The organism is Burkholderia sp. MS455, assembly GCF_016899445.1.
Lineage (GTDB): Bacteria > Pseudomonadota > Gammaproteobacteria > Burkholderiales > Burkholderiaceae > Burkholderia > Burkholderia pyrrocinia_C.
Genome location: NZ_CP041780.1, coordinates 150,384 through 168,510 on the forward strand (window position 1 = coordinate 150,384; position 18,127 = coordinate 168,510).

The 18,127-nt window shown below is 64.1% G+C and carries 12 protein-coding genes; all 12 read left to right on the forward strand.

The annotated features are described in order from the left end of the window. Positions 1-44 precede the first annotated feature (44 nt). Positions 45-1,559, forward strand: coding sequence for a phage tail sheath C-terminal domain-containing protein (locus tag FPJ27_RS36050; RefSeq protein ID WP_239483207.1), 1,515 nt, complete (start codon positions 45-47; stop codon positions 1,557-1,559). A gap of 25 nt (positions 1,560-1,584) precedes the next feature. Continuing rightward, the gene (locus FPJ27_RS36055; RefSeq protein ID WP_239483206.1) at positions 1,585-3,051 is read left to right on the forward strand and encodes a phage tail sheath C-terminal domain-containing protein; all 1,467 of its coding nucleotides are present in this window, start codon (positions 1,585-1,587) and stop codon (positions 3,049-3,051) included. A gap of 113 nt (positions 3,052-3,164) precedes the next feature. Then, on the forward strand, positions 3,165-4,490 hold the full coding sequence (locus FPJ27_RS36060; protein WP_204421652.1) for a phage tail sheath C-terminal domain-containing protein: 1,326 nt from the start codon (positions 3,165-3,167) through the stop codon (positions 4,488-4,490). Positions 4,491-4,513: 23 nt separating this feature from the next. After that, positions 4,514-4,993, forward strand: a complete 480-nt coding sequence (locus FPJ27_RS36065; protein ID WP_204423214.1) for a phage tail protein — start codon at positions 4,514-4,516, stop codon at positions 4,991-4,993. Beyond that, the gene (locus FPJ27_RS36070) at positions 4,990-5,163 is read left to right on the forward strand and encodes a DUF5908 family protein (RefSeq protein ID WP_204421651.1); all 174 of its coding nucleotides are present in this window, start codon (positions 4,990-4,992) and stop codon (positions 5,161-5,163) included. The genes FPJ27_RS36065 and FPJ27_RS36070 overlap by 4 nt, the downstream gene beginning before the upstream one ends. Next, on the forward strand, positions 5,163-5,819 hold the full coding sequence (locus tag FPJ27_RS36075) for a hypothetical protein (RefSeq protein ID WP_204421650.1): 657 nt from the start codon (positions 5,163-5,165) through the stop codon (positions 5,817-5,819). Before FPJ27_RS36070 ends, FPJ27_RS36075 begins: the two co-directional genes overlap by 1 nt. A 24-nt stretch (positions 5,820-5,843) precedes the next feature. Then, entirely contained in the window at positions 5,844-8,078 is a 2,235-nt protein-coding gene (locus FPJ27_RS36080; protein WP_204421649.1) for a contractile injection system protein, VgrG/Pvc8 family, read from the forward strand. Positions 8,079-8,112: 34 nt separating this feature from the next. Then, positions 8,113-8,583, forward strand: coding sequence for a GPW/gp25 family protein (locus FPJ27_RS36085; protein ID WP_204421648.1), 471 nt, complete (start codon positions 8,113-8,115; stop codon positions 8,581-8,583). Next, a complete protein-coding gene (locus FPJ27_RS36090; RefSeq protein WP_204421647.1) occupies positions 8,568-8,996 on the forward strand; it encodes a hypothetical protein in 429 nt (142 codons plus the stop codon). The genes FPJ27_RS36085 and FPJ27_RS36090 overlap by 16 nt, the downstream gene beginning before the upstream one ends. A gap of 52 nt (positions 8,997-9,048) precedes the next feature. Next, positions 9,049-13,911 (forward strand): hypothetical protein, encoded by a 4,863-nt coding sequence (locus FPJ27_RS36095; RefSeq protein ID WP_204421646.1) that lies wholly within the window; start codon positions 9,049-9,051, stop codon positions 13,909-13,911. 408 nt (positions 13,912-14,319) lie between these two features. Then, positions 14,320-17,442, forward strand: coding sequence for a hypothetical protein (locus tag FPJ27_RS36100; RefSeq protein ID WP_204426426.1), 3,123 nt, complete (start codon positions 14,320-14,322; stop codon positions 17,440-17,442). A 58-nt stretch (positions 17,443-17,500) separates the two neighbouring features. Further along, positions 17,501-18,073 carry a hypothetical protein gene (locus tag FPJ27_RS36105; protein WP_204426427.1) on the forward strand — a complete coding sequence of 191 codons (573 nt, stop codon included), beginning with the start codon at positions 17,501-17,503 and terminating at the stop codon, positions 18,071-18,073. Positions 18,074-18,127: the final 54 nt, after the last annotated feature.

Sequence of the window (18,127 nt, forward strand, 5' to 3'; positions counted from 1 at the left end):
GGCGCCGGATGGCGCCGCTGCTCACACCCATTTGAGGAAGGATCATGAGCGAAACGTATGCGGTGCCGGGCGTGTATGTCACGGAGAGCAACGCGCTGGCGTTGAGTATTCAGAGCGGTGAGACAGCGGTGCCGGTGTTCGTGGGGTTTTTTAATGCCGTTCATCCACCCAAGCCGGACGCACCGCTGGCGTGTGTTCGTATCGAGAGCTGGCTGGATTTTACGCAGCACTTTGGTGCGTCGGATCAGGTGTATGTCATTGCGGACCAGTCGCCGCCGAAGGTGGATGACAGCAAATGCCACGCGCACGTGGGCTCGTACAGCGTGCGCCTGTACTTCGAGAACGGTGGCGGGCCGTGCTACGTGCTGAGCGTGGACCGGGACCGGCTGGTGCAAGGGACGAACGACGTGAAAGCGCAGATCGGGGCGGCAATCGAGCTGTGCGCGGACATCACGCTGCTGTGCTGGTGCGAATACACCGATCAGGATGCCAGTGTGTACGACGCACTGGGAACCTTGCTGGGGGCGAGCGCGACGTCGGGGGGTAATCGCGGGATGTTCCTGTTGGCGGATGCCTGGCACGAGGCCACGGGAATCAAGGCGCCGACGCTTGCCGAGCCGACCCAGGTGGCTACGTATTTCCCGGCGCTGCAAACGGATTATGCGCGCATGTCCAGCGACGAGGGCGTTACCGTCCGGATTTCGGACGAGCACCGCAAGGCGTTCGCGACGTACGTGACGCCTCCCGTTGGCGACGTGACGTTGGCCTACATTCGCCAGGTCTTTGAAGACGTCAAGGCGGGCAAGCTGCGTCCTCGTAATTTGACCGCAAACGAGGCAGATGTGGTCGAGGGCGAGTCGGTGGTGGACGACGTCTCACCCGGGAGAGTGCTGGAGATGCTCTATTACGGGGTACTGCATGAGGTGCTGACACCTTACTTTGCGCAGGCCGCGCGCGTGGTGGTGCGCGCGAGCGTGGCGATGGCGGGGGTAGTTGCACGCGTCGATCGTGACCGGGGCGTATGGAAGGCGCCGGCGAACGAGGGGCTGATCGGGGTGGCGGATCTGGTTTCCGTCGAGCCGGGCGGTAAAAACCCGACGTCGATTCGCGTGGACGACGGGCTGAACGCGAAGCTGGTCGACGCGAAAATCAATGCGATTCGCGCGTTCCGCGGCAAGGGCGCGATGGTGTGGGGGGCGCGCACGATGGCCGATGCCCACCAGACGAACTGGCGGTATGTGTCGGTGCGTCGACTGTTCAATACGGTGGAGCGGGATGCGCGTGCGGCGCTGCGTACGGCGGTGTTCGAGCCGAACAGTGCGGTGACCTGGGAGGCGGTGCGCGGTGCGCTGGACCACTACCTGAATGCGTTGTGGCGCCAGGGCGCGCTGCAGGGCGACACGCCGGCACAGGCGTACTTCGTGCGGGTCGGTCTGGGGACGACGATGAAGCAGGAAGACGTCTCGGCAGGCCGGATGATCGTCCGGATGGGGTTGGCGGCGGTGCGCCCGGCGGAATTCATTGTGCTGGAGCTGACGCAAAACGTGGCGTCGGCATAACGGTAAGCAGAACGAACGGGAGTCAATGATGAGCGACGTATTTAGCGTGCCAGGGGTGTCGGTGGTGGAGATTGGCGGGCGATCGCTGTCGGTGGTGGAGGGCGAGACGGCGGTGCCGGTGCTGGTGGGGCGGTTCTACGACACGAATGGCCAGCTGTGCGCACTGGATGGCTGCGAGCGGGTCGAGAGCTGGATGGCGTTTGGTCGGCGGTATATGACGGGGCCGTTTCTGATGATGGTGGCGGGGGACTCGAAAGGCGCACGTGCGTCGTCCCTGATTTACCGCAGCGCCGATAGCGTGCGGCTGTATTTCGAGAACGGCGGGGGACCGTGCTACGTGATGTCGTTGCCAGAGCCCACCGATACGAAGCACAACCGGGGAGCAGCGTTGGCGGCGTTGCCGGAGCGGATTCGCGCCTGCCCGGAGATCTCGCTGCTGGTGTGGTGCGAGCGGGAAGCCAAGCTGACTGATGATCAGGCGGTCTACACGGCGCTGGGCACCTTGCTGTCGGAGGGCGCGAACAACGCGGGGTACTTCCTGTTGACCGACGGTGAACAGGACACGACAGGAAAAGTGAGCGCGCCGCAGACGCCGGTGGCGATTCAGACGGCGGCCTATTACCCGGGACTGGATGCGGGCGCGACGTCGGCGCCGGTGGTCTACTTCACGGGCCTGGACGCCGATTTCTGGGGGACAACGACCCTGACGGCCGACGCGTTCGAAGACGTGATTGCGCGCGAAGAAATCGCGCATCCCGAGGCGCTGGCAATTGCGCTTGACAAGGTTTTTACACAGACCAATCCCAATTCTCGCCGGGCCGCCAAGGAGGCTGCTCATCCGCCCCGCGCACGGCTGGCCACCCACATCGAGGCGCTGACCGAGGATTGGCCGATGAAGGACCTGCCGCTGCGGGCGAGCGTGGCGATGGCTGGCGTGATGGCGCGGGTGGACCGTGAGCGCGGGGTGTGGAAAGCCCCGGCCAATGTGGTGGTGCAAGGCAGCACCGCGTTGGCGAATCTGCAGACGGGCGACGCGGTGCGCGTGGACGATGCGATGAACACGAAGCTGGTCGATGCCGGGATCAATGCGCTGCGCGCGTTCAACGGTCTGGGAGTGATGGTCTGGGGGGCACGTACGCAGGCGCCGGCGGCGCAAACGGCGTGGCGCTATGTGTCGGTGCGCCGGCTGTGCAATGCGGTGGAGCGTGATTTGCGCGAGATGCTGCGCACGGTGGTGTTCGAGCCCAATAGCGCGGTGACGTGGGAGACGGTGCGGGGCGCGGCGGACCACTACCTGAGCGGGTTGTGGCGTCAAGGGGCGTTGCAGGGCGAGACGGCGGCACAGGCGTATTTCGTGTCGATCGGCCTGGGCGCGACGATGCGCGCGGAAGATATTGCCGCGGGACGCATGGTGCTGAAGGTCGGCGTGTCGGTGGTACGCCCGGCGGAGTTCATCGTGCTGGAGCTGACGCAAGACGGGATGCCGGGCTAGCGCGCGGCGTAACACAAGGTGAGGCGGCTGAAGGTCGATCCGACAGCCGATACGGATGGCCGTTGCGGCGGTGAACGCGAGCGGGCCATGAACACAATGAGGAGAGCGGCGCCATGGGCGAAGCTGGGGTGATCGAACAAGCGTGGCTGGAGCCGGGTGTGCGTCTGACACAGGCGACGATGGCGGCCGATGGCTGGAGCGACGAGTTGCCGAGTGCGGTGCCGGTGTTTATCGGGTGGTCGTCGGTGCCGCATAACGATTCGGATGCCGCGTGCTGGTCGAGTGTGGCGTCGTGGGAGCAGTTGCCCGCCGAGGCAAAGGTATGGCCGCCGGTGTTGTGCGACACGGTGCAGCACTATTTCGACAACGGGGGCGGACCGTGCTTTGTGTTGACCGCACAGCCCCCCGGGGACCTGAGCACGGCGACGGAGTTTGCGAATTGGTGGCAGACGCTGGTGCAGGAAGTCAGTGGCCGGGTACTGAGCGAGCCGACGATCACGCTGGCGGCGGTGCCGCAGTTGGTGACGCAAGTCGAATGGATGGGGATCTCTGCCGAGGCTCAGCTGCAGGGCGCAGTCTCGGTCGAGTCGATCCTGATTGCGGCCTGGCGGGTGTTGTTGAGTGCGTGCGCCAGCCGCCCGGACCTGTTTTTCGTACTGGATGCGCCCAGCCAGCCGGCGACTGCGCGCGCCTGTGTGGAGCTGCTGCGCGGGGATCAGGCGTTGGGGGCGCTCGGGCAGCACGCTGCGTTGTACGGGCCGCATCTGGTGACGGATTACCGGCAATCGGCGCAGGCCGACGTCAGTGTGGTCGAGGTGGACGGGTTTCGGGTGGTGCCGCCGTGTGGCGCGGTGCTGGGTGTGTATGTGCGCACGGATGCGGCGTCCGGAGTATGGAAGGCGCCGGCCAATGAGGCGCTTGCACATGTGGTGAAGCCCCAGGTCCGCGAGACCTTGACCAGTGGCTGGTTTGATGTGTCCAAGGTGACGATCAACCTGATCCGCAGCTTTGCGGGGCGCGGCACACGCGTGTGGGGCTGCCGCACGCTGGACGGGCGGGCCGGTTCACCGTTCCGTTACGTGCAGGTGCGTCGCGCGGTGACGTGGATCGAGACCAACCTGAGGCAGATTTGCCGGTTTGCGGTATTCGAGCCGAACCATGAAATCACCTGGTTCCAGTTGCGCGGCCTGTGCAGCGCGTGGCTGCGGCGTCTGTGGCTCGATGGTGGGCTGGCCGGCGCGGACGAGGCGCATGCGTACTCAGTGCAGGTGGGGCGTAACGAGAGCATGACGGCGGTGGATATCGAGGCGGGGCGGTTGATCGTCACGATCGGGGTCGCGCTGCTGCATGCGGCGGAGTTTATCGAGGTGAAGCTGGTGTTGCAGGCGGGTGAGACCCAGGCCGGTGCAGCCGATCAAGCAGGGAGTGAACAGGCATGAATCTGGATCTGAATCCGTTGACCATGAAACTGCCGGACCTGGTCAGTCCGTTGTTGGTGGAGCCGGCGCTGTCGCACCGGTTTCTAGCGACGTTTTTTATCAAGGGGATCCCGAGTCCGCTGGACATCCGGTTTGCACGGGTGTCGGGGCTGGGGCGCGAGTTGCAGGTGACGGGGCTGCGCGAAGGCGGAGAGAATCTGGGGCTGGTCAATCTGGCCGAGCGGGTGTCGCACGGCACGCTGGTGCTCGAGCGTGGCGTGATGACGGTTACGCCGGTCACGCTGCTGTTCAATCATGTGTTGGGCCAGTTCCAGAGCACGTATATCAACGTGGTGATCCTGTTGCTGACCAGTCAGATGGTCCCGATCTGTAGCTGGACGGTGACCGAGGCGTTGCCGGTCAAATGGCAGACGGGCAACCTGGATGCATCGGGCAGCACGGTGTTGGTCGATACGCTGGAGCTGGCGTATCGGGAAATGCACTGGTTGGGGGTGGCGGGATGACGCTGGAGATCCGGGAGCTGGTGATCGAAGCGCGCGTGGTTGACGACACGTCACCGAGCCGAGCGGTCGCGATGGACAAGACGTTCAGCGAGGCGGAGCGGGCGAAGCTGGTCGAGCAGGTCGCGCGTCGGGTACTGGAGTGGTTGAGCGAACAACGGGAGCGACTGTAATGGGACTGCTCGAACGCGGGTTGGCAAAACTGAAGCTGGAGTCGTACAAGTCGGGCGATAAGAGTTCGAAGCTCGGCTCACTCGACGCGATGTACAACCCGGAGTCGGTGTACCTCTATTACGCGGCGAAGTATAACGAGGTCGCGGGCGTGAACCAGCATGAAGAGGACAGCTGGTACCAGCAAGTCAATGTGCCGACGCTGACGCTGGATTTGATTCTGGATGCACGCGGGCCGCGCGGCGGGCAGCCGGTTGATGAGCAACTGAGCAGTTTGCGCGCGCTGTGCTTTACGGTCGGCAGTAAAGGGGAATCGCCCTATTTGCGGGTGACGTGGGGCAAGATGAGCTGGCACGGGCACGGGTATTTTGACGGGCGCCTGGTCTCGATGTCAGTGGCCTATACCTTGTTCGATCGCAATGCTACGCCGCTGCGCGCGACGGCAAAGCTGGTGCTGCGGGCCCAGACGAGCGACGAGATGGCCAAGTTCAAGGCCGGCGGGGCGCTGGCCAAGGAAACGGAGAAAGTCAAGGACAAGACGCCGTTGCCGCAGACGTTTCCGGAAGGGGAGAAGAAATACCTGGAGCACGCGAAGGACAACGATTTGAATAACCTGACCGAGTTGCCGTCCGGCAAGTCACTGGTTGCGAAACGATAACGGGATCCGTGGGAGAAGATGAACATGACATCGTTCAAGAGCCGGATCAAGCAGGCGGCGAAGACGGTCGAGGACGCGGCGTCGGATGCGACCCAGGCGGTCTCGGATCAGGCATCGCAGGCGCTCGGTTCGGGGCAAGACGCGCTGGGCGGGACGTTGAACGGGTGGGCGAGCAAGGTGGGAGACGCGGCGCAACTGGCCGGTGCGGCGACCGGCCTGATGGATGCGGCAAGCGGCCTGATGTCGAAAGGTGGCAAAGGGGGCAAAGGCGCCGCGGCGAGCGCGGTGGAGCCCGCCGAGGTGGTGGTGCAGCTCGGCGGTCAGACGCTGGCGTCCACGAAGGTGACGGTGCAGCGGGTCGAGACACGGCATGCGGTCAACGAAATTCCGTCGGCGACGGTGGTCCTGATAACGCCGCACGTGGCCCATGACGACGATGCGGCCTTCGACAGCTTGCTCAAGCAGTGCGCGGTGGGGCAGACGGCGACGGTGAAGGTGAGCAAGCAAACCGTGTTCACCGGGAAGGTGGGAGCGATGGAGGTGCGCGTGAGCCGGGAGAGCCGACGCATCAAGTTGCGGCTCAAGCCGGGCCTGCAGGGGTTGAAGGCGACGGTGCGCAGCCGGATCTGGAAGCCGGGGCCGGATACGAAGGTGATCAAGGAGGTGCTGAACGACCATCAGGTCACGGCGAGCGTGACCTTGGCGGCGGACGAGCCGGTGCAGCGGGCGCAGTGGAGCTGCTCGGATTGGCAATTCGTGCGGGCGGTGCTCGGGCAGCATGGCGCGTGGCTGTGGCCGCAGGCGGACGGCAAAGTGAAAGTGCAGGTGCCCAAGCTGGGCGGCAAGACGCACCGGATCGCGGCCAAGCCGGGCGCGGGGAGTGCGACGGTACTGGATATCGAATGGAAGTACTCCGGGCTGATGCAGCCCAAAGGGCTGAAGGTCACGAGTTGGGACCTGGCCAAGCAAACGGCGGAATCGAAGACGGCAAAACCGGTGACGTTGGGGGACGGGGGCCTGAAGCCGGCGAGCGTGGATGCTTTGGGCGGGGTAGGACAGGCATTGCTGATCGGGGAGTGGGAACCCGCGCTTGAACAGGCGGCCGTCAACGGCTGGCTCGCCGCGCAGCATGCACAGGCGGTGTGGGCGACGCTGACGCTGGCCGGGTATCAGTCGTATGCGGTGGGGGACACGCTGGAACTGAGCGGATTCGGTACGCATTTGAATGGCAAGGCGCTGGTCACGCGCGTCGAGGTGGTCTGCGACGCGGAGAGCCGGGTCGGCAAGACGATTGTGGGCATCGGGCTGGACGAGCAGGCGGCGATGGCGCCGCCGCTGCCGACGCCGTCGGGGCTGGTGATGGGCAAGGTGGCGAAGTTTCAGGCGGACCCGAAGAAGGGGTGGAACCGACTGCCGGTGACCGTGCCGATGCTGGGTTCGGAGATCCTGTGGGCGCGCATGGGCCATGTGTATGCGAGCAAGGACAGCGGGGTGACGTTCTATCCGGAGACGGGCGACGAGGTGGCGCTGGGCTTTGTGGGGGGCGACGCGGTGATTGTGGCGTCGCTGCACAACCCGAAGCTGAGCGCGGCGATCGAGCCGAGCGCGAAGAACGCGAAGAAGGGGATCGTATTGCGGCACGAGGGCAAGCGTGCGGAGCTGAGCTTTGATCGGGACAAGCACGAGGCGACGTGGGTGGTGGGCGATGACAAGAAGCCGGAGCAGCAGGTGGTGGTGGATCTGGCCAAAGGGGTGGCGGTGACGAACCTGAAGGGGGACGTCAAGATCGATGTGAAGGAAGGGGGCGCATCGTGGAAGACCAAGAAGACGGTGGAGTTCAAGGCCGACGAGCAGGTGACGGTGTCGGGCAAGACCGGCGTGAAGGTGGACAGTGACAAGGACGTGGTGCTGGACGCGAAGGATCACCTCACGGGTCGGGGCAAGGCCAGCGTGGCGCTTTCGAGCGAGAAGGGACAGCTGTCGCTGACGCCGGAGAAGGCGACGCTCTCGGCCAATGAAACGAAGGTGACGGGCACGATGACGGTGACGATCAACGGCAACGAAGCGGTGAAGGCGCAGGGGGCGAAGGTATCGCTCAAGGGCGAGGCGGAGGTGAGCGTCGGGGCGCCGAAGGTGGCGATCGACGGCACGGCCGAGGCCAGCGTCAAGGCACCGATAGTAAAGGTGGATGGAGAGATGACGGATGTGGGAGGCAGCGGGATCACGAACGTGAAGGGCAGCCTCATCAACCTGGGCTGACCGAGAGTCGGTCGCGGATGCAAGGGAGCGGACGATGGACAATCAGGATAACGAACTGGTAAGACTGTACGGCACGGGATGGAAGTTTCCGCTGACGTTCGACTTGCCGGCGCCGGTCGTTGGGCAGGATATCGAGACGCGCAGCGCGGTGGTGATGTCCGCGGGCACGGATAACGTTGCGCAGAGTCTGGCGATGCTGTTCCAGACGCAACCGGGCGAGCGGATCATGCGCGCGGCCTATGGCTGCGACATGCAATCGATGGTGTTCGAGAACGTGTCGGAGGCGACGCTCGCGTCGTTGCACAGCCGGATTTCGGAGAGTGTGGCGCGCTACGAGCCGCGCGCCGAAGGGGTGACGATCGCGATGCAGGAGGACGCGCGGCAGGCGGGGACCTTGCGCATCGAGCTCACCTATCGACTGGCGGGGCAAACGCGGCAGGTGTCGGGCAGCCTGAACCTGTCGGACGGCGTGGACGGAGGCTGGAATTCATGGGCGACCTCGTAGTGGCCACGGGTGACCTGGTGATCTTTGAGCCGACGTTCGGGAACCGGACCTTGCTGGCGCCGGCGCAGGCGGTGCTGGCGGGCACGGGACGGTTCATGGTGATGGGCAAGCCCGGCTGCGTGATCAGCGACCTGACGAAGGTGGTGGTGCCGGGGGTGCCGTACACGGCCGGGAATTTTACGGTGCCGGGAGTGGGCATGGTGCAGTTGGTGATGGCGGGCCCCGACCAGGTGGCCAAAAAGGTGCTCAGTGGGCCGCCGGTGCTGATCAAGGGGGGGGAATGTCAGGCGATGTTCATCCCGACGGGGCCGGCGACGGACCCGAGCTCCGGGATGCCGGATCCGACCGTCGGCGTGCCGACGCCGGGCAAGGGCCGGTTCGTGGTGACGCAGGTGAAGGTGAAGGCCGCCTGACGAGCCGGGAAGCAGGACGACGATAACACGCGAAGCGAAGAGGACAGCAGCCATGACTGTGGCAAACAAGGAAACGGCGGCGTTCGTGCTGGACGACCGGACGATCGGGACGCGGCTGGATACGTTTCGGGCCTATAGCCGAAGCTTGCCGTATGGCACGTTCGGTGGAGGTGCCACGTGGCCGGCGATGGTCACCAATTGGGCACAGGTGGTGCTGGGGTTTGAGGCGGGCGCGTGGGATCCGAGCGCCAAGGAATCCGTGACGATTCAGGGCATGGGTGATCTGGCGTGGTCGTACGTGCGCGAGCGGCTGGCTGCGTGGTATGACGCGCCGGAGCACGCGGATGGGCGCATGCCGCCGGAGCGGGCATTTCTGCTGGCGCTGCTGGGGCTGCTGGAAACGCCGCAGGCGCTGCTCAACCAGATGCCGGCCCAGTATCGGGATCTGTATTACCGGCAGATGCTGGCGGTCGCGCCGCGTGGCGCGCAGGCCGACCAGGTGACGGTGCGCATTGCGCTGACCGACGGGGTGCGCGAGCAGATGCTGCCGGCCGGCTTGCTGCTGGATGCGGGGCAGGACAGCGCGGGCACGCCGTTGCGTTATGCACTTGACCAGCCGTTGGCGGCGAATGCGGCCCGGGTGACGGACCTGCGGTGGGTGGTGCGCGATCCGTGCGTGCCGGGCGGGCGTCGGGCGCGTGTGGTGCTGGATGAGACGGCCGGGCAACCGTGGCCGTCCGCCGGCGTGCGCTTGTTCGAGGCGTCGCCGGCGAAGGCGGGCGAGGCGCCGCGCCCGGACGCGGACCGGGCGGTGGCGAGCGGGCGCATCGTGGGCTCGCCGGTGCTGGCCGCCGCGGGCGGTGATCGGCAGTGGAAGGTGACGTTCAAGACGGCGCCGGTGGGGCCGCTGCGCATGGCGCTGAGCGTGGCCGATGCGTGGGTGGCACTCGACTGCGAGCAGGCGTCCGACGCGACGGTGTGGACGGTCAAGCTGGCGGCCAATGGCGCAGTGCCCAGCGCGGTGACGGCGCTCGATGGCTTGCACGCGGCCACGCCCTTGCTGCGGGTGACGGACGAATCGGGCGAGCCGGTGCCACCGATCGCCCAGATCGAATTGACGGTCACGGGGGCGGTGGGGGTGCATTGCGCGACGGACGACGGCACGGCGCTGAACGGGGGTGGTTTGCCGTTTGGCGAGACGGCGCAGGCCGGCAGCGGGCTGAGCCTGATCTCGGCGGAATGGTGGCGGCTGGGGCCGAAGCTGCAGCAGGTGACGGTGACGCCGACCTGGGCGGGCTTGCCGCCGCAGTCGTTCCCGGACTGGTATGGGCCGGATGCGCAACAAAAGACCACCGATTGGCTGAAGCTGGATCAGGATCTGAATGTCGATCTCAAAAATGGCAAGACGCTGGATCACCTGACGGACTATGGGTCAACCACGCTTGCCGGGCGCGTCACGAATCAAGCGGAGGTCAAGCAGCTTATTGTTGCCGATGGCGGGTATCCGGATAAGCCGACGACGAACGCGGCTTTCAAGGTACAGGCCACGCTGGTCCAACAGACCGGTGCGCCCGTGGGCCTGGGCGAGGCGCAATCGTTGTTCGACAACGAAAAGGACAAGCCGCCGGTCGGGCAACAACTGAGCGTGCTGCTCAAGTCGGTGCCGACGGCCGCGGCCGATGCGCCGACGCCGGACGACGACGATCCGGCCAAGTGGCCGTGGCGGGTGCGGGTGGCGTTGGGCCAGTCGTTCCTGCAAGCGACATACGCCGCGCATCAGCAGGCGCCGCAGCAGGTGGTGACGTTCGTGACCGAACAGACGACCAAGCAGCTGGTGCCGGAGGTGATCAAAGCGAAAGACCAGCAGAGCGAAGTCTACAAAATGGTCGATTCCGGCCAAACGACGCCAGACGGCAAGCCGATTTTTCTGCCGGCGATGAAGGAGGAAGCGGTCACCACCGTGACGCCGGTACCGGTGGCCGTGCCCAAGGCGCAGTGGCAGGCACCGTACGTGCCGCAATGGTCGGGGCTGCGGGTCGATTACACGGCGCAGGACACCGAGGTCAGCCAACAGGTGATCACGCCGTTCGGCTACGCCGCGCAAGACGACGCGGCGACGCAGGCGCCGGCCGAAGCGGAACTGTACCTGGGGCTGGACGGTATCGAAGCGGAGCAATTGCTGAGCATGCACTGGCAGCTCAACAGCCCCGAGGCCCTGCCGCTGGAGTGGCAATACCTGACGCCGGGTGAACGGTGGGCGCGCTTGCCGGTGATCGACGATACGCAGGCGTGGCATACGAGCGGGAATTGGTCGGTCAATTGGCCGGGCGATGCCAGCCGCATGGCCACGAGCCTGCCGGCGGGCCGGATGTGGCTGCGTGGCCGGGTGCGTCAATTGCCGCTGCGCGATGCGCAACAGATCGCCCTGGCGAGGACGCCGTGGTTGACGGGTCTGGCGACCAACGCGGTTACGGCCACGCTGGTGGCGCCCGAGATGGTGCAGGCGGACCATTTCGAGGGCGGGTTGCCGGCCCAGCACGTGACGCAGGCGCTGGGTGCGCCCGAGACGGTGCAGCAAGTCGAGCAGCCGTGGCCGTCGTCGGGCGGGCGGGCGGCGGACTCGCGTGCGGTGTTCGAGGCACGTGTGGCGCGACGCCTGCGTCACCGCGAGCGCGGCCTGAACAATATCGACCTGACCACCTTGCTCCACGAGCAGTATCCGGGCATCCGCGAGCTGACGGTGCTGCCGCCGGCGCGCGACGAGAAAGGGGCGCTGAAGCAGACGATCGTGGTGATGCCGGGGCCGACCCTGAGCGACAGCGTGGACGTGCGCCGCCCGGGGCTGAGCGCGCCGCACCTGGCCGACCTGGTGACGTGGCTGAAGGCCCGTACCTCGCCGTGGCTGACGCTTGCGTGCGTGAATCCGGCCTATGTGCCGATGAGCGTGAGCTGGGACGCCGACTATGCGGTGGGGGTGAGTCGCGCGATCGGTTATGCGAAGGCGAAGGCGGCGCTGGATGCGGCGTTGTCGCCGTGGGCGCAGGCCTCGGATGACGGTACGGTGCAGGCGATCGGCCAGGCAGTAACGCACGAGCGGGTCCGCGGGGTGTTGCGCACGGTGGCCGAGGTCACGAAAGTGAACGCGGTGTATCTGGATGGCGTATCCGACGCGAATGCGTCCAGCGGGGCGCCGCGTGGCGCGATCGCGCCGAATCAGGTGGCCGTTGTGACATGCGTGCCGCTCGAATACACCGGGTTGACGGTGACGTGGCTGTGTCCAACAACTGGCACGAGCGCCATGCAGTTTGGAGAACTGACGATGGTGGGGGATGGGCGCGAGCATGCCACGGTGCAGGTGACGCTGCCCAAGCTGGTGACAGGCCTGGGGGTGGCACCGATCGCGACGTCGGATGCGGATGTCTATCTGGTCGATCTCGAGACCGGCCAGCGGCTGGCGGATGAAGCGCCGAGTGGCGCGGGCCTGTGGGCCAAGCCGAGCACGACGCCGGTTCAGTGGGATCCGGCGTGCTATGCGGATCCGCGTGGCCCGGCGCCAGGCGAACGGGCGGACATGACGATCCGGTACTTCGATGTGGGGGCGAGCGCGGGCACGCGTGGCGTGCATCAGTTGGGGGTGGCGGTGGGGTTGAAGGTCGACCAGGTGCCGGACGTGACATTGCAGTCGGCGGTGGTGGACGCGTGCGTGACGGTGAATGTGCGAGGGGCGTCGACGGCGGCGTTGTGGCGCGATGCGGCGCGATGGAGCTTGACGCAGGTGAATCAGCAATCGTTGGCCGCGCCGGCTCAGTGGAGCGCGACACTCGAGAAGTATGTGTATGGCATGAAGGACGCGCAGTGGCTCGAGAGCGTGCTGAAGTTCGCGGTGCCGGGCGCGATGAGTGATGAGGCTTTGAAGGGGCAAACAGCATGTGGCGTGAAGGACGCGCCTGGACTGCATCCGATTACCACCACGGTGACGCCCCATGGCGTGACGCGTGGGGCTGACAATTGCGACGACGAAGTGGTGTTGTGGTATGTCGATCCGAACCCGGGCGAGGTCTACGGGGTGGACGTGGGGTCGTCGATCGGGCTCGCGAAGCTGGGCGGCGCCATCAGTTTTACGCCGGACGCGCGTGCGCCGCGGCAACTGGCTGTCTATGCGCTGCGCCTGAAAACGGATCTGAAAGCAACCGAGGACTTAGGGATCGCTGCAGCGGTCAATCAAGTCTGCGTGACGTGCGCGGTGACGGTTTTTGATGCGAGCGTACCGGCGCGGCAATGGCAACAGGCGCTGACCATGGACACGACGCCCAAGCTCCAGTCTGTCGAATGGAAATGGGTGAAAAAGCCCAACCTGACGGTAACGGCGAAAGCCTTGCCGGCCGACGTGACATGCACGGTGACGCCCTACGTTTTGCAGGTGGAACCTGCCGTCGCGTCCATCCTGACATTTACGCGCTCCACGCAAGACACGGATCACGTCACGAAAGAAAACGTGAGCAGAGATACGGAGATTGGCAGCGCCGGAAAGGGGTTGCTCTTGTCCGGGACAGAAACCCTGACATCGTTGGCAGGAGCGAACGACACGATTCACCTGTGGTGGGTGGATCCAGAACCCAAGAAGGCGATTGGCCTGGCGGCGAATTCAACCGTTGGCGTGATTTCATTGGGGAATCAGCCCATCACATTCACCGTGCCGGACCGGGATCCTCACACGTGGGTCGTGTATGAGATGCAGTTGAGCACAAAGAAATTACCTGATCCAGAGCACTCACAGAGCGAGATTGGACGTGCATGTGGTGACACGCCGTATGAAGCGGCCGTCGAAGTCAAGGGATGGCCAGGTGGTGCATTCACGGTCGTGCTCGAAGCATTTAGGCTCGCCCCACCCGACGTCCTTGAGGTGCAATCGTGAACCGGCATTCGGACACCCGCACCTGCCGGTGGGCCGGCACAGGCGTTTGCCCGATTGTTGCGATGCGTCGGCTCAAGGCGATGCGCGATGGGAGCGGCCGGCCGATGTCGCGCACGCGCCGGGCATTCCGTCCGTATGGGGCGGGCGTCACGATGCGTCGCACACTCGCGCCGTGCGCCCATCATCGCATCGACGCGGCGCAAGAGATGGATGACGCACGAGCGTGCTTGCTGGTCGTCGAGCGCGGCGCCGCCTCGCGCGACACCGCTCGCGAGCGATCTCCGATACGCATGGCAATGGGGCGGCGCCTGATGCGGCTGCCGCTAGCACACAACAATCGACGGGCGGTCCGTGTGACGCGCCCAGGGCGGCTTCGCGTGCCGCCGAGGATTCGGGAGAACGAAAACCATGGCTGATACCACGATGCCGGCACCGACAAGCGCCACCGCAATGAGCGAGGCGATTCAGGAGCAGATTCACTTCGACACGTTGTGGTCGACCGCGCAAGACGCGCTGGAAGTCTATGCAGGGCAACGCTGGAGCGCGCGCGGTGACGCCGATCCCGGCGTGACGCTGCTGCAGGCGTTCAGCTACGGCGTGTCGGACGTCAGCTATCGGCACACGCTGCCGTTGACGGATTTGCTGACGGAGCAGACGACGCCAAAGCCCACCCCGACTGAATCCCCGCAGATCCATCTGAAACACGACGACGGGATTTTTGCGCATGAGTTCGGCCCGGAACAGTCGCTGACCAGCAGTCCGGTGACGCTCGACGATTACCGGCGGGCGATTCTGGACTTGACCGTGGGGGTGGATCACGACAAATCGACGGTCAACACGTTTTGTTTTAGGGACGTGCAGATCGCGCCGGTCGCGCCGGGCGACAGCTATGGATACACCTACGACCCGAATCAGTACGCGTTCCAGTTTTTATCGCAGACCACGCCCGAGGCAGCCCGCTATCACGTGGCGGGGCGCTATCGGCTGTGGGTGACGCTCACCCCAGGTGTGCCGCAGCAGGCCGCACTGGATACGCTGCAGACATATCTGAAGGATCATCGCAATCTGTGCGAGTGGGAGATTGTGCCCGAGCCGGTGGTGCCGGTGGAGTTTCAGAACCCGAAAGTCCAGTTTGTGCTCGAAGACGATCTGCCCGTGAATCAACAGATGAACGAGGTGATCGCCCGTGCGATCTGGGCAATCAACCAGGCGTTGCTGCCGGCGCCGACGCGGCAATTTGCAGCCGATCGTCTGGCTCAGGGGGAGCCCGCCGAACAGGTGTATGCGGGGCCGCGGCTCGAGCACGGGTGGATCACGCAACTGCCCCCGCAGCGGCCGGTGGTCGACGGCAAACTCGGTGCATACCGTATCTCGTTGCAAACGCTGTCGGCAGCGGTGGTCGGGGTGGTGCCGGGCATCAAATCGGTTCAATGGATGGACGCGCATCAAGCGCCGATTGAAATTCCACCGGGCAAGCAGGTGCAGCTGTGGGTCAAGGCGGATGGCCTGTTGGATCATCCCGAACAATCTATTTCGATCTACAAGCGGGGCCAGACGGTGGCGCCCGATTGGTTCGGCGTGCAACTCACGTATGACGGAACACTGCGCAGCGATGCTCAAACGGCGAAGAACGATCGCTTGCGGCAGGTTCCGTACGGTCGGTACCGGAATCCGGGATTCTATCGAACCGTGGGCGCGAGTTTGCCGCCCGTCTACGGGCTGCAACAGTCCGCAGAGGCCTTTACACCCGGTAAAGACGAGGCTGCACGTCGTTTGCTGCAGTTCCTGCGACCGTTTGAGCAACTGCTGGCCAATAGTGCGGATCAGTTGAAGAAACTGCCGAGGTTGCTGGCGTTCGATGGACGCGATCCCACCGCACAGGTATGGGGGGCGGCGCAATGGCCGAAAAAGGACGAAGATCCGCTCGCGGTCGAGCAGATCCAGCAATGCATCAAGGCCGACGTGCTCGACCAGATGCAGTGGGTGCGTCTTGGCCAGTCGGTAGACAATGAAAAAGAGCTGGAGATTCTCGATTACCTGCTCGGGTATTTCGGTGAACGACGGGCGCTGCGGACCCTGGAAGACAAGCGCACTGGGACGGCATCGGCGTCGGACCCGCTGGAGTTCCGCAGCGTTCAGCAAGGTTTCTTGCGCCAGGTAACGCGGCTGGCGTATGACCGTGCAGCGATCAGCATCAGCAAGGTGTCGGCGCTGCAACGCAAGATTGCGGCCCGACTCGGTGTGGGAAGCATGTTGTTCGATGAAGCGCTGCAACAGTCAACGGCAAAGTTTCCCGACGAGGCATTGCCGTTCTATGTGATCGAGCATCAGGAATTGTTGCCCAGCGCGCCGGCGCCGGAGCAGATCCACCCCGGGGCCGATTGGCCAAACGTGCAAACCGTCAGCAAGGTCGATGTTTCGAAAGATGAGACGGAGCTGACACTGGTTCTTGACAAGGCGGATTCCCAGAAGCTCCAGCCGGGGCAGTTGATCGAACTGCGGGCAACAGAGAAAAGTGGTGGCAAATTACTCGAGCCGATTACGGCGATCGTGATTCACGAGGTAACGAGTGATCAAGGCAAGGTATCGGTTCACATCAATCTGAGCGATCACCTCCGACTGAAGTACAGCACCAAGCTCCTGCAGGACAAGGACCACCTCTATATCTGGCAGTGGCGGCTGGCGCAGGTCTGGCTGAAGCGGGTGGTGTACGGACTGCAATATCTGAGTTCGGACAATACCAAGGGAACGGCAACGTTGCTTGTGACGCCGTCGTTTCCGGTCGGGTTGAAGGTCGGGCAACGCTTTGCATTGCGGCCCAAGGTGCGCTGGCAAAGCGTGTGGACCAAGGATGATCTGACGAAGACACAAGCGCTTCGGGATGTCGTAGTCGAGGTCGCTGCGGCCGATCCGATTCAGGGAACCGTGACGGTGAACTGGATCGTAGATTTGCCTGTCAAGCAGCACCCGGAGGCTAGTCCGCCATCGGTTGAGCCGGTCGATTTGAATACGAAAGAGCAGACGGCGGCGCATTGGGATATGACGACGGGAGATCTTGATCACGCTTACGCCTGGTCCGTTCCCTACTCGGTCGAGAGTTTCTCGTTCACGATGAGCATCGTGTTGAATCGAGTCTGGCTCAAAGGCAGTGAGAATAAGGCCGAGCTGAGTCAATGGATCGAGCAGATCGTGCGCGAGGAAATGCCCAGCCATCTGAATTTGCAGATTCACTGGCTGGACGATTTCGATAACTTCGCGTGCAAGTACCGGACCTGGCAAAACGACGGGCGCCCGGTGGGCGATCAATCGTACGAACTGTTGCGTCTGTTGGGTATTGGCGAGCGACCGGTCGATCAGCGCACGGGGATTGGCTTTGTGCGCGTCGCGAATACGGATGAAAGTAAAGCCTATACGGAGCACGCATTGGGCTTGGATGAGGCAAAGCGCAGTGGCTACCTCCAGGAACAAGCCGTGGTCTACGTTGAGAAGAGTAAGCCGAAATCGGAAGACGTGCTGCGGTCACTCAATTAGTCGTTGAACAGCCCAAATAAAAATATGTCGTCCAGCAACATGAATAGGATTCCATATCATGGAAATTGAGGAAAAAGTCTCGCTGAGCGAGCTGAAGAAAAACTTTGATGCGTGGCATGTGCCCAGCGAGCAGGATTTCGCGCATTTGATCGATGTGGCCACCGTGTCGTTTCAGCCGGGCGACGGCCTGGCTGGCGGAGATCCCTCAAAGAAAGACGGTGAGGTCGCCGCCCCCATTACGCCCCTGGCGGTCAAGGCAGCTGAGCTGGGGGGGCTTTCCGCAACGGCGACTGGCGTGGCAGTCAACATCAATGGCGGAGGGTTGAAGCTCAACGGTAACGATCAGGTTTATGTCGACGTCAGCGACAAGAGCATGACCACCGTTAAAGGCGTCGCGGTGCAAGCCGTCAAGCCATTGCGGGTCGGGACAGAGGTGTCACTGGACATTGACGAAAACCACGGACTCAAGTGGAGCGATTACAACGTGGGTCTGAACGTGGACGGCAAGACGGTGGCATTCGATCCAAAACAGGGATTTGTTTTTGTGCAGTGTGCAAAAAACAAGGGCTTGAAAATCGATGCCAACGGAAATCTGACGGTGGATCTGGACCATATTCTGAATCCAACGTGAATCCCGTCGATTGAGCGTATCCAGGAAGCTTGGCCGGACGGTCAAGCCCAAAAA